Origin of the sequence: Klebsiella sp. JB_Kp004, assembly GCF_040065795.1 — a bacterium.
GTDB lineage: Bacteria > Pseudomonadota > Gammaproteobacteria > Enterobacterales > Enterobacteriaceae > Klebsiella > Klebsiella quasipneumoniae.
The window spans coordinates 1-14,496 of sequence record NZ_JBEAKW010000033.1 but is presented as its reverse complement, the minus strand read 5'-3'; the positions used below and the strand labels follow the sequence as shown (position 1 = coordinate 14,496).

General features: G+C 61.9%; 13 protein-coding genes. 3 read left to right on the top strand and 10 right to left on the bottom strand.

What is annotated here, in order from left to right:
- From ABLX76_RS14405 to ABLX76_RS14390, 4 genes are all read right to left on the bottom strand, one after another.
- A complete protein-coding gene (locus tag ABLX76_RS14405; protein WP_072422565.1) occupies nucleotides 1–1,260 on the bottom strand; it encodes an FAD-dependent oxidoreductase in 1,260 nt (419 codons plus the stop codon).
- Complete coding sequence (locus ABLX76_RS14400) at nucleotides 1,257–1,976, bottom strand: SDR family NAD(P)-dependent oxidoreductase (RefSeq protein ID WP_049015237.1); 720 nt, start codon at nucleotides 1,974–1,976, stop codon at nucleotides 1,257–1,259. Before ABLX76_RS14400 ends, ABLX76_RS14405 begins: the two co-directional genes overlap by 4 nt.
- Nucleotides 1,973–2,407 carry a nuclear transport factor 2 family protein gene (locus tag ABLX76_RS14395; protein WP_348874717.1) on the bottom strand — a complete coding sequence of 145 codons (435 nt, stop codon included), beginning with the start codon at nucleotides 2,405–2,407 and terminating at the stop codon, nucleotides 1,973–1,975. Before ABLX76_RS14395 ends, ABLX76_RS14400 begins: the two co-directional genes overlap by 4 nt.
- 230 nt (nucleotides 2,408–2,637) lie before the next feature.
- Entirely contained in the window at nucleotides 2,638–3,366 is a 729-nt protein-coding gene (locus ABLX76_RS14390; RefSeq protein ID WP_002887258.1) for a MerR family transcriptional regulator, read from the bottom strand.
- 116 nt (nucleotides 3,367–3,482) lie between these two features.
- Here ABLX76_RS14390 and ABLX76_RS14385 point away from each other — a divergent pair, with 116 nt between their 5' ends.
- Nucleotides 3,483–4,016 (top strand): lipocalin family protein, encoded by a 534-nt coding sequence (locus ABLX76_RS14385; protein ID WP_348874714.1) that lies wholly within the window; start codon nucleotides 3,483–3,485, stop codon nucleotides 4,014–4,016.
- Nucleotides 4,017–4,025: 9 nt separating this feature from the next.
- Here the strand turns inward: ABLX76_RS14385 and ABLX76_RS14380 are convergent, their stop codons facing one another.
- The 5 genes from ABLX76_RS14380 to ABLX76_RS14360 form a co-directional block, all read right to left on the bottom strand.
- A complete protein-coding gene (locus ABLX76_RS14380) occupies nucleotides 4,026–4,373 on the bottom strand; it encodes a DUF1294 domain-containing protein (RefSeq protein WP_243806852.1) in 348 nt (115 codons plus the stop codon).
- 72 nt (nucleotides 4,374–4,445) lie between these two features.
- The gene (locus ABLX76_RS14375; RefSeq protein ID WP_348874711.1) at nucleotides 4,446–7,595 is read right to left on the bottom strand and encodes a CusA/CzcA family heavy metal efflux RND transporter; all 3,150 of its coding nucleotides are present in this window, start codon (nucleotides 7,593–7,595) and stop codon (nucleotides 4,446–4,448) included.
- A gap of 11 nt (nucleotides 7,596–7,606) precedes the next feature.
- On the bottom strand, nucleotides 7,607–8,875 hold the full coding sequence (locus ABLX76_RS14370) for an efflux RND transporter periplasmic adaptor subunit (RefSeq protein ID WP_348874709.1): 1,269 nt from the start codon (nucleotides 8,873–8,875) through the stop codon (nucleotides 7,607–7,609).
- Between the two features lie 44 nt (nucleotides 8,876–8,919).
- Nucleotides 8,920–9,264 (bottom strand): cation efflux system protein CusF, encoded by a 345-nt coding sequence (gene cusF, locus ABLX76_RS14365; RefSeq protein ID WP_023291814.1) that lies wholly within the window; start codon nucleotides 9,262–9,264, stop codon nucleotides 8,920–8,922.
- Between the two features lie 17 nt (nucleotides 9,265–9,281).
- Nucleotides 9,282–10,667, bottom strand: a complete 1,386-nt coding sequence (locus tag ABLX76_RS14360; RefSeq protein ID WP_060592628.1) for an efflux transporter outer membrane subunit — start codon at nucleotides 10,665–10,667, stop codon at nucleotides 9,282–9,284.
- A gap of 172 nt (nucleotides 10,668–10,839) precedes the next feature.
- Here ABLX76_RS14360 and cusR point away from each other — a divergent pair, with 172 nt between their 5' ends.
- Both cusR and ABLX76_RS14350 read left to right on the top strand, forming a co-directional pair.
- Entirely contained in the window at nucleotides 10,840–11,523 is a 684-nt protein-coding gene (gene cusR, locus ABLX76_RS14355) for a copper response regulator transcription factor CusR (protein WP_004206716.1), read from the top strand.
- A complete protein-coding gene (locus ABLX76_RS14350; protein ID WP_348874707.1) occupies nucleotides 11,513–12,955 on the top strand; it encodes a Cu(+)/Ag(+) sensor histidine kinase in 1,443 nt (480 codons plus the stop codon). Before cusR ends, ABLX76_RS14350 begins: the two co-directional genes overlap by 11 nt.
- 53 nt (nucleotides 12,956–13,008) lie before the next feature.
- Here ABLX76_RS14350 and ABLX76_RS14345 read toward each other — a convergent pair whose 3' ends face one another.
- Nucleotides 13,009–14,130 (bottom strand): cupin domain-containing protein, encoded by a 1,122-nt coding sequence (locus tag ABLX76_RS14345; RefSeq protein ID WP_023291817.1) that lies wholly within the window; start codon nucleotides 14,128–14,130, stop codon nucleotides 13,009–13,011.
- Between the last annotated feature and the right edge of the window lie 366 nt (nucleotides 14,131–14,496).

The window sequence follows — 14,496 nt, the reverse complement described above, 5'->3', positions numbered from 1 at the left end:
TCAGTTGCCCTCCGCCGCGGCGATGCCCTGCACCACATCGAGCGCGCTGCGCACCCCGTCCTCATGAAAGCCGTTGTACCAGTAAGCCCCGCAGTACCAGCTCCGCCGCTGGCCGTTAATCTCGTCGCGCCGCAGCTGGGCCGACCAGCTTTGCGGGTTAAACAGCGGATGCTCATAGACGAAGCGCTGCCAGACGTAGCGCTCGTCCACCGGCGCGTCCGGGTTCAGGGTGACGCAGAACAGCGGCGCGCCCGCGGGCAGCCCCTGGAGAATATTCATGTTGTAGGTGACGCAGGCCCGTGCCCGATCCCCGTCGCTCAGGCGATAGTTCCAGCTGGCCCAGGCGCGCTGACGCGCCGGCAGCCAGCGCGGATCGCTGTGCAGCACCACCTCGTTGCGCTGCCAGCCGATATCCCCCAGCACCTCACGCTCGGCGTCGGTGGGCGCCGCCAGCATCGCCAGCGCCTGCGCGGAGTGGCAGGCGAAGATCACCTGGTCAAAATGCGCCTCCCCGGACGCCAGCCGCAGGGTAACCCCTGTCGGGTGGCGCTCCACCTGCTGCACCGGCGCGTTGAGCCGCAGGTCCAGGCGGTCGCCGAGCCTGGCGAGCAGGGCGCGAACGTATTCCCGGGAACCGCCGGGCACTACGTACCACTGCGGGCGATCGCGAATGTCCAGCAGGCCGTGGTGTTCAAAGAAGCGCAAAAACAGCGGCAGCGGGAAGCGGCGCATCTCCTGCAGCGACGACGACCAGATGGCCGCCCCCATCGGCAGGATATAGTGGCGGGCGAAGAAGGGGCTGAAGCGGTGGCGGGCGAGGAAGCTCTCCAGCGTCGCCCCCGGATCCAGCGCCTCGGTCAGCGCCAGTTTCGCCAGCCGGTTGAAGCGGACGATCTCGCTCAGCAGCCCCCAGAAGGCCGGCTTCAGCAGATTGCGTCGCTGGGCGAAGAGCGAGGTCAGGCTGTGGCCGTTGTACTCCAGGCCGCTGGCCGGGTTGTGGACCGAGAAGCTCATCTGTGTTTTTTGCCCGTCGATCCCCAGCTCGCTAAGCAGGCCCATAAAGCGCGGATAGGTGCGATCGTTGTAGACAATAAATCCGGTATCGATGGCCCAGGTGCCCTGCGGCGTGGCGACATCCACGGTGGCGGTGTGGCCGCCCGGCGCGGCGCCCGCTTCGAACAGCGTCACCTGATGGTGTCCGGCCAGCCGCCAGGCGCAGGTCAGCCCGGCGATGCCGCTGCCGATGATGGCGATGTTCATGAGCGCACCATCCTGCGCAACAGCAGGCGCTGTATACCTGACGGCAGGCTGGCCAGCAGCCGCAGGATCAGGCTGAAGCCGGTGGGGAAGGCGATGTGGTTTTTGCCCTTCGCCAGGCCGTGGCGGATCGCCGCCACCGCCCGATCCACGCTCACCCGGCCGGGCATGGCAAAGTCGTTTTTGCGCGTCAGCGGGGTGTCGACGAAGCCTGGTGAGACCACCGTGACGGCGACCCCTTTCGGCTCCCAGTCCAGACGCAGGCTATTGGCAAACCAGGTCAGCGCCGCCTTGGAGGCGCCATAGGCTTCCGCGCGCGGGAAGGGCAGCCAGTGCGCCATGGAGCTGACCAGCACCACCCGATCGCCTGCCTCCAGCTGCGTCTGCAGCGCCGCCAGGCAGTTTACCGGCCCGAGGAAGTTGGTGGCCATCACCCGCTCCACGAGGGCGGCATCCACCTGTCCGTGGTCGAGATATTCGCAGGTGCCGGCGCAGAGAATGATCAGGTCGGCAAAACAGCCCGTCAGCGCCTGGCGACAGGCGTCCCTGTCTGTCATATCGAACAAGCGCGCGCTGATGTTGGGGCTGAACTGCTGCAGCGCCGTCAGGCGCGAAGCATCGCGCCCGCAGGCGATGACCAGGTGGCCATCCGCCGCGTAGGATTTCGCCAGGCCGGCGCCGATCCCGGAGCTGGCGCCGGTGATAAGCACCGTCATCATGAGCGCACCCTCCGTTTCACGCCGCGTACCGCCCAACCCAGCAGGGGAAGGTGCTCGTAGATCATCTCCCCGGCGTCGTAGTAGTCGCGCTGGTGGAGAACCTGCTCCCCGGCAATGTCCACCACCGAGCAGCCCGGCAGGGCCAGGGTTTCTCCGTCGGCAATACGCGGATGCGACCAGTGCATGGTCCAGGTTACGGCGAACCGCTGACCGTCGCAGAGCGGCGCGTCGATGGTGAACCGGCACTGCTCCACGTTGGCCAGCAGATGGGTAAAGTAGCGCTGGATGGCAAACAGTCCCTGGTGCTGACCAAAAGGATCGCTCAGCGTCGCGTCCGGATGGTACAGCGCGGCCAGCGCCGTGGGCGGCTGCGCATCCAGCCCGGCGTAGTACTCAACGAAACGACGAATGACGGACGGCGTGGTGCTCATGGATCACATCCTGGCTAAACACGGTGGCGTAATGGCATACTTAAAACTTACACAAATAAAATTATTTGTCCAAGTTTGTGGAAAAGTATATTTTATTTATGTTTAAAATCATGTTGTTATGATTAGTGTTTTAAAGGGTGAAAATCGCGGGTTGCACGAAGGGCAAACGTGCGCCCGCCGCGCCGCCGGGCGCAGGCGGAACAGAGAGTGGGGTAAGTGAAAACCGGGGGTTAGAGCGGGATCACCTCGAGGGAGACGACCTGCTGCTGCCAGAGTTCGACCTGCCTCTGACGAGCGGCGGAGAGTTTGCCGCTGGTGACCAGCAGCCAGTTGCGCTGGGGGAAAATCTCCGGCGCCAGCGCGGCGGGAGGCACCGGCAGGACGTCGATGCGATGGCCCTGGCCGGTGCGTTTGAGCGCTTCAAGCCAGATTTCGCAGGCGTCGGTCAGGTGCCAGCCGGTGATCAGAAAGTTGTCCCCGGGCGCCTTCTTGTCGCCTTCGAGGCAAAACGAGGTGTAGGCGATGATGATGCCGTCGAGGATTTCGCGCAGGGTCATGATGGCCGGCACGTTGGCGGAGACCTGGCTGCGCAGCGGACGCAGCACCTCGGTCACCAGCTCCTGGCGCGGATATTCGCGGCCGGCATCGTAGATCAGCTGGCGCAGGGACTCGATTTTTCCCTCTTTCAGCCGCTGCAGCATGGTCTCCTGCAGCGTCAGCCAGTTGTTGGTGCGCCGCGCGCCGGGGCGCGACAGCAGGGGCTTCACCTGGCTGACCGGCACCCCTTTTTTCACCCAGTCGAGGATTTTAAGCGCCTGCTGGACGTCGTCATCGCTGTACAGACGGTGTCCACCATCGGTGCGCAGCGGCTTGAGCAGGCCATAGCGGCGCTGCCAGGCGCGAAGCGTGGTCGCATTTATCCCGCAAAGTCGGGCAAATTCGCCGATGGAGTAAGGCATGGAGGCCACCTGTTAACAAAGAATATTCTCAATATACTACGAATCACGTCGGCTGGCGTGAAGTGTAGCGGCTTTGCACTACACTTTTCCCAACCGCGTAAATGAAAGGAGTTCTCATGAAGCTATGGCCTGTTGTCACTGGCGTCGCTATCGCGTTGACCCTGGTGGCCTGCAAATCGCCCACCCCGCCGAAGGGCGTTCAGCCGATTAGCGGGTTTGACGCCAGCCGTTACCTCGGGAAATGGTATGAGGTCGCCCGCCTGGAGAATCGCTTCGAGCGAGGCCTGGAGCAGGTGACCGCCACCTACGGCGCCCGCAGCGACGGGGGGATCAGCGTCGTCAATCGCGGTTATGACCCGGTCAAAAAACGCTGGAATGAGAGCGACGGGAAAGCCTATTTCACCGGCGCCCCCACCACCGCGGCGCTGAAGGTGTCGTTCTTCGGGCCATTCTACGGCGGCTATAACGTGATCCGTCTGGACGACGACTACCAGTATGCGCTGGTCAGCGGCCCCAACCGCGACTATCTGTGGATCCTGTCGCGTACCCCCACCATTCCGGCGGCGGTGAAGCAGGATTACCTGAATACCGCGCGCGAACTGGGCTTTGACGTCGAGCGACTGGTGTGGATCCGCCAGACGCCGCGCTAGCCTCGCCCCTTAGCGACTGAGCATGCCAGAGTAAACCGCATACAGCCCGGCCAGCGCCGCCACGTTCAGCGCCACGCTGATGAAAAACCACGTCCGGAAGGGCTGCTTTTGCGTTTTATGGCGAAAACACTGCTGACCGAGGATCGCCCCCGGCCAGCCTCCCGCCAGGCCGAGCACCAGCAGCGTGGTTTCCGGCACCCGTCGCCAGGCTTTGCGCGCCGCCAGCTTGTCGGCGCCATAGATAAGCCATGTCAGAAGGCTGCTCAGTAAAAACCACATCGCCAGCGGGTAGGGGAGCAGGGCGCTGCCCACAGCGGTGAGCAGCAGCAGGAAATAACATACCAGGTTCAGATTCATAGGGACGTTCACGCCGGCCAGAAGAATGGCGCCACTATAGCCAATTTCCCGGACCGGCGTAAACGCGGTGGGCTAGCGGCCGCGCTTGCCCCGATGCCGGGACAGCCACATCAGCTTATACGCCGCCGGAATAATAAACAGCGACAGCAGCGGGGCGGTGATCATTCCGCCAATCATCGGCGCGGCGATGCGGCTCATCACCTCCGACCCGGCGCCGGTGCCCCACAAAATCGGCAGCAGGCCGGCGATAATCACCGCCACGGTCATCGCCTTCGGCCGCACGCGCAGTACTGCCCCCTGATACAGCGCCTCGTCGAGCTTCCCGGCGCTGAAGGTCTGCGGGTTCTCCAGCGCCGGCTCCGCCTCGATGGCGTGGCGCAGGTACATCAGCATCACCACGCCAAACTCCGCGGCCACGCCGGCCAGGGCGATAAAGCCGGTGCCGGTGGCCACCGACAGATGGAAGCCCATCCAGTAGAGGAACCAGATCCCGCCCACAAGGGCGAACGGCACGCTGGCGATGATCAGCAGCGCCTCGCCGACGCGGCGGAACGCCAGGTACAGCAGCACAAAGATAATCATCAGCGTCATCGGCACCATCAGCTTCAGCTTCTGATTGGCGCGTTCCAGCAGCTCAAACTGCCCGGAATACGACACGCTGATGCCCGGCTTCAGCTTCACCTCCTTGCCGATGGCCTGCTGCAGATCGTGCACCACTGACACCATGTCACGGTCGCGGGCGTCGATGTAGATCCAGCTGGTGGGGCGGGCGTTCTCGGTCTTCAGCATCGATGGCCCGCTGAACACCTTCACCTCGGCGACGTCGCCGAGGACGATCTGCTGCTTCAGCGGGGTGAGGATCGGCAGCTGGCGCAGGGTCTGCGGGCTGTCGCGGTAGCTCTGTGGATAGCGGATGTTGATCGGATAGCGCTCGACGCCCTCCACCGTTTCGCCGACCATCGCCCCGCCGATAGCGGACGAGACGAACAGCTGCACGTCGCCGACGGTCATCCCGTAGCGGGCCGCCTTCTCACGCTGAATATCAATGTCGAGGTAGCGCCCGCCCACCAGCCGCTCGGCTAACGCCGAGGTCACGCCCGGCACGCTGCGCGCCACCCCCTCAATTTGCCCGGCGATGGCGTCGATATCGGCCAGGTTAGTGCCGGAAACTTTAATGCCGATCGGGCTCTTGATGCCGGTGGAGAGCATGTCGATGCGGTTGCGGATCGGCGGCACCCACAGGTTCGCCAGCCCCGGCAGGCGCACGGTCTTGTCCAGTTCGTCGACGATCTTCTCCATGGTCATCCCCGGCCGCCATTGATCCTGCGGTTTGAGCTGAATGGTGGTCTCCACCATCTCCAGAGGCGCTGAGTCGGTAGCGGTGTCTGCCTTACCCGTTTTGCCGAACACCCGCGCCACCTCCGGCACTGTCATGATCAGCTTGTCGGTCTTCTGCAGCATATCCGCCGCCTGCGAGGCGGAGATCCCGGGCAGCGTTGACGGCATATACAGCAGATCGCCCTCGTTGATCTGCGGCAGAAACTCGCCGCCGACCCGGTTAAGCGGCCAGACAACCGTCAGGATCGACAGGAGCGCGATCAGCAGGGTGGTCTTCGGCCAGTGCAGGACCTTCAGCAGCAGCGGATGGTAAATGCGGATCAAAAAGCGGTTCAGCGGGTTGCTGCTCTCCGCCGGGATCCTGCCGCGGATCCAGAAGCCCATCAGGATCGGGATCACCATGATCGCCAGCAGCGCCGCTCCGGCCATCGACCAGGTTTTGGTGAAGGCCAGCGGGCCGAACAGTTTGCCCTCCTGGCCTTCGAGGGTGAAAATGGGGATAAACGACAGGGTGATGATCAGCAGGCTGATAAACAGCGCCGGGCCAACCTCCACCGAGGCATCGGTAATGATTTTCCAGCGCCTGTCGTTGCCGAGCTTCTCTCCCGGATGCTGATGCGTCCACTCCTCCAGCCGCTTGTGGGCGTTCTCAATCATCACGATGGCGGCATCGACCATCGCCCCCACCGCAATGGCGATCCCGCCCAGCGACATGATGTTGGCGTTGAGCCCCTGGAAATGCATCATGATAAAGGCGAAGCACAGGCCGAGCGGCAGGGAGATAATCGCCACCAGCGCCGAGCGCACGTGCCACAGGAACAGGGCGCAGACCAGGGCGACGACGATAAACTCTTCCAGCAGCTTGTGGCTGAGGTTATCAATGGCGCGGTCGATAAGCTGGCTGCGGTCGTAGGTGGTGACCACTTCAACCCCTTCCGGCAGGCTGCTTTGCAGCGACGCCAGTTTTTCTTTGACCGCCGAGATCGCTTCCCGGGCGTTCTTGCCGGAGCGCAGGATCACCACGCCGCCGGCCACTTCGCCTTCGCCGTTCAGTTCGGCAATGCCGCGGCGCATCTCCGGGCCGACCTGCACCCGCGCGACGTCGCCGAGATAGACCGGCACGCCGTTATCGCCGGTTTTCAGTACAATGTTTTTGAAGTCGTCGAGGGTCTGCAGATAGCCGCTGGCGCGCACCATATATTCGGCTTCCGCCAGTTCGACCGAAGAGCCGCCCGCCTCCTGGTTAGAGGCGTCCAGCGCCGATTTCACCTCGCCGAGGCTGATGCCGTACTGGGTCAGCTTCATCGGGTCGACAACTATCTGGTACTCCTTGACCACGCCGCCCACCGACGCCACTTCCGAGACGTTAGGAATGGTTTTCAGGTCATATTTTAAGAACCAGTCCTGCAGGGAGCGTAGTTCGGCGAGATCGTGCTTGCCGCTGCGGTCGACCAGCGCGTACTCGAAGACCCAGCCGACGCCGGTGGCGTCCGGGCCCATTTCGGCGCTGACCCCGGCGGGCAGTTTGCCCTGCACCTGGTTGAGATACTCCAGCACCCGCGAGCGCGCCCAGTAAGGGTCGGTGCCGTCTTCAAAAATCACATACACATAAGAGTCGCCAAACTGCGAGAAGCCGCGCACCGTTCTGGCGCCGGGCACCGACAGCATGGTGGTGGTTAGCGGCCAGGTGACCTGGTTTTCGACAATCTGCGGCGCCTGACCCGGATAGCTGGTTTTGACGATCACCTGTACGTCGGAGAGATCCGGCAGGGCGTCCACCGGGGTGTGGACGATGGTCCAGGTCCCCCAGAGGCTGAGAAACAGCGCGCCCATCATCACCAGGAAGCGGTTGGCCACCGAGCGGCGGATAATCCATTCAATCATTGTTCCGTTCCTCAGTGCGCGTGGGCGGCAGCGGCAGCGGCATCAGGGGCCTGCGCGCGCATGCGCTCCAGCGCGCCGGCGATATTGGCTTCCGAGTCGATCAGGAACAGGCCGCTGGCGACCACCTTCTCGCCCTCCTGCAGACCGCTGCGAATGGCCGTGACGCCATTGGATTCATGGAACACCTGGACCCGCTTCGGCACGAAGCGGCCCTCGTTATCCATGGTGATCACCCGCTGCTCGCTGCCGCTGTCGATCAGCGCTTTGGAGGGGATCAGCAGCATCGGTTCGCTGTCACTGGTCAGCTGCAGATAGGCGTTCATCCCTGGCTTCAGCGCTTCATCCGGGTTGTTCACCTGCAGGCGTAGCTGCAGGGTGCGGGTGGCGCTATCGACGCTGGGGAGAATCGTCCATTTGCTGATGCGGAAGGTTTTGTCCGGCCAGGCGGGAACCTGAATGCGGAACTGCGAGGCGTCTTTAATCAGCCAGGCGATGGACTCGGGGACCGCCACGCTGACCCACACCGGGTCCATGCCCTGAATTTTCGCCACCACGTTATCTTTGGCGATGTTCATTCCGGCGCGCAGATCGAAGGCGGTGATCACCCCGTCGATGGGCGCCTTGAGGGTGAAGCGGGTCTGGATCTTGCGCGTGGCTTTCAGGCGGCGGATATCCTCGTCCGGCATTCCGGCGAGACGCAGCCGCTCGAGGATCCCCTCGACCTGGGTGGCGGTGCCGCCGGTCTCCTGCAATAGCAGGTATTCGCTCTGCGCTTCCACCCAGTCCGGGATGGTCAGTTCCAGCAGCGGCGTACCTTGTTGCACTTTGTCGCCGACGGTCAGGGGATAGACTTTATTGATAAAGCCCGCCGCCCGCGCCTGCATAATCACGTACTGGTACTCGTTGTAGCTGATGTTGGCCGGGAAGGTCTGGGCGTAGCGCAGCGGCCCGCGGGTGACGGCGGCGGTTTTCACCCCGAGATTCTGGGTCTGCGTCGGGTCGATACGCACCCCCGGCGCACCGGCGGCGGCACTCTCCTCATCGGCGTATTTCGGCACCAGGTCCATATCCATAAACGGCGATTTACCCGGTTTATCAAAGCGAGTGTTCGGGTACATCGGGTCGTACCAGAACAGCACTTTTCGCTGCTGCTCGGCCGCCGGGGCGGCGGCAGCGTCGAGGGGCGGCGCCATCCGGGTATACAGCGCTGCGGTGAGCGCGCCGCCGATCGCCATGCTGCCGAGGATCAGCGCCGTGTTTTTCAGTGTCAGGGATGCCATGTGTCGTCCATTCAGTTGTTGAGGAGCCTACCGTCGCCGGGCCATTAGTGGGCGCGGATATCCTGTAACAGCGACAGATTGCCCTGCTGAACGAAGGTGAAGTCCACGCTGTCGCCGTCCTTCACATTGTTGAGCTGGGTCTGCGGGGTGATGGTGAAACGCATGGTCATCGGCGGCCAGTTCACCGCCGGGATGGCTTCGTGGGCAATGGTGATTTTTTTGCTATCCATATCAATGGCTTTAATGACCCCTTTGCCGCTGATGCTTTGCGTCTGCGCGGCGGCGGGCTGTTCGTGCATCGCCATGCCGGCGTGCGGGTCGGCGGCCTGGGCGGCGAACACCGCGCCAGAAATCAGAGTGAACAGGGCGACTTTAGACAGTGAATTCATAATCAAGACTCCTCGGGTTATTCCATCCAGCCGCCGCCGAGGGCGGTGAACAGGGTGATTTCATTTGCCTGACGGGAATAGTTGAGTTCCAGCAGGGTTTGTCGGGTGGTGAAAATGTCGCGCTGGGCGCTCAGCACTTCGATGTAGCTGACCGCGCCGTGGCGATAGAGCGCGGTGGCGCGCTGCAGGGTGATATTGAGTGAAGCGAGATAGCGCTCCTGGGCGGCGATCTGATCGGCCAGGCTTTGGCGCAGGGCCAGCGCGTCGGCCACTTCCTTAAAAGCGGACTGAATTTTTTGCTCGTAGTTGACCACCTGCTGCTGCTGGCGGATCTCCGCCAGATCGAGGTTGGCCTGATTGCGCCCGGCGTTGAAAATCGGTATGTCGATTTTGGGGATGAAGTTCCACATCGCGCTGCCGGCGTTAAACAGGCTGGCGAGCTCGCTGCTGCTGCCGGAGAGCGAGCTGGTCAGGGTGATCGACGGGAAGAAGGCCGCCCGCGCGGCGCCGATGTTAGCGTTGGCCGCCCGCAGGCTGTGTTCGGCCTCTAAAATATCCGGCCGCTGCAGCAGGATCGCTGAAGAGAGCGACGGCGGCAGGGTTACGCCTTGCAGGTCGACGGCGCTGCTGGCGCTATCGTCCGGCAGATGTTGATAACTACCGAGCAACAGCTGCAGAGCGTTATTAGCCTGCGCCAGCTGGCCCTGCCGCCTGGCGATCTCGGCGCGGGTGCTCTCGATCATCCCCCGCGCCTGCTCCAGCGCCAGCACGGTGGTGCTGCCGGTCAGCAGCTGTTTTTCAACGAACGCGTAAGACTGCTGATAGTTTTGCAGGGTGTCGTTGGCCACCTGCAGCTGCGCTGCCGCCAGCCGCTGGTTGAAGTAGCTTTGTGAAACGTTAGCAATCAGCAGGATATGCACTGCGCGCCGTGCCTCTTCGCTGGCGAAGAAGTTCTCCCGGTCGGCCTCGCTGAGGTTTTTCAGCCGGCCAAAGAAGTCGAGGTCATAGTTGAGATTCAGCCCGGCGGCGTAATCGCTGTTGGTGGTGGTGTCGCCTTTAAGCTTGCCGCCGTAGGTGGTGCTGCCGTCACCGTTCAATTGCGGGTAGCGGTCGGCATCGGTCACCCGATACTGGGCGCGGGCTTCCTGCACTTTCAGCGTCGCCATCCGCAGATCGCGGTTGTTGGTCAGCGCGGTGCCTATCAGGCTTTTCACCTGCGGGTCGACGAAAAAGGTTCGCCAGCCGGTCTCCTGATAGCTCGCGGTTGCGGGAACCAGCTTGTTCTGGCTGAGAGAGAACTGCTGCGGTACCGGCGCGGCGGGGCGCTGGTAGTCCGGAGCGAGCGAGACACAGCCGGTTAAGGCGAGTATCACGCTGAGGGTAAGAAGCGTTATTGGGCGCATGGCGGCAGACGTTTTCGACGATTTATCCATGGCGGCTACTTTACGTAGCGGCCTCTGTTCAGGACGTGACAGGAAAATGACAAAGCTGTCATTTTCCTGATATTTCATTGCTATCCGGAGGCGCTCCTCTAAAATTGAATACCCGCACAGAACGCGCGTGAAGGAGCCGGCGGTGAAGATATTGATTGTCGAAGATGAGAAGAAAACCGGGGAGTACCTGACCAAAGGGCTCACCGAGGCTGGCTTCGTCGTCGACCTGGCCGATAACGGCCTTAACGGCTATCACCTGGCGATGACCGGCGACTATGATCTGCTGATCCTCGACATCATGCTGCCGGACGTGAACGGCTGGGATATCGTGCGCATGCTGCGCGCCGCCGGGAAAGGCATGCCGATCCTGCTGCTTACCGCGTTAGGCACCATTGAGCATCGGGTGAAGGGGCTGGAGCTGGGCGCCGACGACTATCTGGTGAAGCCGTTCGCCTTTGCGGAACTGCTGGCGCGGGTGCGGACGCTGCTGCGTCGCGGGGCGGCGGTCATTGTCGAAAGCCAGTTTCAGGCGGCGGATCTCAGCGTCGATCTGGTCAGCCGTAAGGTGACGCGCGGCGCCACCCGCATCACCCTGACCAGCAAGGAGTTCACTCTGCTGGAGTTCTTCCTGCGCCATCAGGGCGAAGTGCTGCCGCGTTCGCTGATTGCCTCGCAGGTGTGGGATATGAATTTCGACAGCGATACCAACGCGATAGATGTGGCGGTGAAGCGGCTGCGCGCCAAAATCGATAACGACTTCGAGCCGAAGCTGATCCAGACTGTGCGCGGCGTCGGCTATATGCTTGAGGTGCCGGATGGTCGCTAAGCGCCCCTTTTCCCTGGCCACCCGGCTGAGTTTCTTTATTAGCCTCGCCACCATCATCGCCTTCTTTGCCTTCACCTGGATCATGATCCATTCGGTGAAGGCGCATTTTGAAGAGCGCGACGTTCACGATCTCAGGCAGCTCAGCACCACCCTGGAGACGGTCCTCGACCACGCTGACTACCCGCCGGCGCGGCGGCTGGAGATCGTGAAGAATATCATTGCGGGCTACGCCAACGTCTTTATCTGCCTGGACGATGGACAGGGCAATATTCTGTTCCAGTCGCCCAACGGACCGGATCTCAGCCATATGCTGAGTACGCCAGGCCTGGCGATGCAGCTGCGCGACGGGAATGTGATTTCATGGACCGACCCGCAGCCGCGGGCAATGGCGCACGATAATCATCAAATGGAGACCCGTGCCTGGCGGCTGATCATGCTGCCGCTGGGCAAGCAGGCGGATGGCAAGCCGGCGTACCATCTGCTGATGGCCTTATCCATCGATTTTCACCTGCACTATATTAATGAGCTGAAAGCGAAGCTGATTTCCGCCGCGTCGATAATCAGCCTGCTGATTATCGCCATCGTGCTGTTTGTGGTCTATCAGGGGCATAAGCCTATCCGCCAGATCAGCCGGCAGATCCAGAATATTACCTCGCGGGATCTCGACGTGCGCCTCGACCCGCAGGCGGTGCCTATCGAACTGGAGCGGCTGGCGCTGTCCTTTAACCATATGCTGGAGCGAATGGAGGATGTTTTTACCCGCCAGTCGAACTTCTCCGCCGATATCGCCCATGAGATCCGCACGCCGATCACCAACCTGGTGACGCAAACCGAAATCGCCTTAAGCCAGAGCCGCAGCCAGCCGGAGCTGGAAGAGGTGCTCTACTCCAATCTTGAAGAGTTCTCGCGCATGTCGCGGATGGTCAGCGATATGCTGTTCCTCGCCCAGGCCGATAACAACCAGCTGATCCCCGAACAGCGGGAACTGGATCTGGCTGAGGAAGTGCATAAGGTGTTTGAGTTTTTCGAGGCGTGGGCGGAAGAGAAGGCGGTAGCGCTGCGCTTTGACGGCAGCCCCTGCCAGGTGACGGGCGATCCGTTGATGCTGCGGCGGGCGATCAGCAACTTGCTGTCGAACGCGATCCGCTACACCCCGGCTGGCCAGGCGGTGACGATCGCGCTGAGCGAAAGCGCGGAGACGATCCGCCTGGTGGTGGAGAACCCCGGTACGCCGATTGCCGCCGAACATCTGCCGCGGCTGTTTGACCGTTTCTATCGCGTCGACCCCTCGCGCCAGCGCAAAGGGGAGGGCAGCGGCATCGGCCTGGCGATTGTGAAATCCATCGTCAGCGCCCACCACGGCAGCGTGGCGGCGCAGTCCGATCTGCGCTCGACGCGGTTTATTGTGGTGCTGCCGAAACAGGCGCAATAACGGCTGATAGCCAGCGGGCAGCGCCAGGCGGCTGCCCGTAATCGTACCGCGGCTTACTCTTCGAAGTACCAGTAGCCCTGATTAATCAGGCGCGTCAGTTCGCTCACAAAAGCCGGGTTTTGCAGGCCGCTGCCGAGCTCCTCCTGGCCTAATGAGGTATAGCGGCACAATGCATCCAGCGCTTCGGCATCGGTGGTGTCCAGCTGTTCGCTATGCACGAAGAAGCTATCGCCGATATGCAGAACGCGCAGGCCGCTCAGGCGAGAAAGTTTTTCGCCGCCCAGCAGCGCATCGACGACTTCCTCTTCTTCATACGGTGGTTCCGCCGGCGCAATATCCAGCTCGTGACGCGGGGTGGTGACGAAACTGCCGAACCACTGCTTGAAGTCTTCCGGCTGGCGAATCATGTCGATCATCATGCCGCGCAGACGTTCGAGTTCATACTCTTCAACCCGGCCCGGATGCTCGCGGCAGGTGAGGTCCGGATCGCTATAGTGCTCGCCGCCGAGATCGTTCTCCAGCACATAGTCGGCGAAGCTGCTGATCAGGTCGCGCCCGTTTGGCCCGCGGAAACCCACGGAGTAGTTCAGCGCGGTTTCGTGGGTGATACCATCGTGCGGGAATCCCGGCGGAATATAGAGGATATCGCCCGGCTGCAGATCCTCATCAATAATCGGCGGGAACGGGTCGACGTGCAGCAGCGCGGGATGCGGGCAGAACTGACGCATCGGCAGCTTATCGCCCACGCGCCAGCGGCGGCTGCCCATGCCCTGAATAATAAAGACGTCATACTGATCGATATGGGGGCCGACGCCGCCGCCGGGGACGGAGAAGGAGATCATCAGGTCGTCCAGACGCCAGTCCGGCAGTACGCGGAACGGTCGCACCAGCTCGGCGGCCGGCATATGCCAGTGGTTTACCGCCTGGGCCAGCAGCGACCAGCCGGTCTCGCCCAGGCCATCGAAATGTTCAAAAGGTCCATTGCTGGCCTGCCATTTACCGTTGGCCAGACTGACCAGCCGGCTGTCGACTTCCGGCTCCATGGCTAACCCGGCCAGCTCGTCCGGGGTAATCGGGTCGACGAAGTCCGGAAACGCGTTTTTTAAAACCACCGGCTGCTTTTGCCAGTATTTCTCTAAAAACTCGGGCCAGTTAATGTTGAGTTGATAAGCCATCGATTATTACCAGTAAGAAGAAACGGGCCTGATTATAGAAACGGGGGCTGGGCGGGCGCTTTGTCGTGGGTCAAGAGTGGCGCTTAATTCACCATCGGCGCGATAATGGCGTTGGGTAAGAGAGAAAAATCACATTTTTGCCAAAAACCAATTTTCGAGTTAGCTACGCTGCAGGCCGCATGAACACTGGGATGGCGGCTTTAATGGTAGGAAGAGGAATAAGCGAAAAGTTCAAATAATGAGCGGTCGATAAGATTTTTCTATTTTAACCCTTGCTACTTCCGGCGAACTCCCTATAATGCGCTCCCACTGACACGGCAGATGTGAATCACTTCACACAAACAGCCGGTTCGGTTGAAGAGAAAA